This window comes from Joostella sp. CR20 (assembly GCF_038433465.1).
Taxonomy (GTDB): Bacteria; Bacteroidota; Bacteroidia; order Flavobacteriales; family Flavobacteriaceae; genus Galbibacter.
In genome coordinates this window covers 1-295 of record NZ_JAESVF010000053.1, presented here as the reverse complement: position 1 = coordinate 295, position 295 = coordinate 1, and the positions used below count along the sequence as shown (strand labels likewise).

Annotated in this window: 1 protein-coding gene; it reads left to right on the top strand. The window is 41.0% G+C overall.

Annotation, left to right across the window (positions count from 1 at the left end; translation table 11 throughout):
* The coding region (locus tag JMA43_RS14005; RefSeq protein ID WP_342157324.1) for a hypothetical protein at positions 1–295 on the top strand (295 nt) is incomplete at both ends.

Here is a 295-nt window from a genome sequence, read left to right as displayed (position 1 = left end):
CGGAACTACATGTTCAGACGATCAAACAACATACAGTGTAAGTTTTGTAGCGAGTACAGGAGTTACTGTAACAGCAGACCAAGGTACTGTAGACACCGCTACGAATATGATTACCGATATTCCAGTAGGAACAGATGTCACCATTACCTCTTCTTTTGATGGATGTGATGTGCAAACAGTAACGATTACAGCACCAGAATGTCCAGAATTATGTCAAGAACCAATTTTAACGGTGGGTGATTTAAGTTGTGATACTACAGGCTATACGGTAAGCTTTATCAGTAATGGGGAAGCG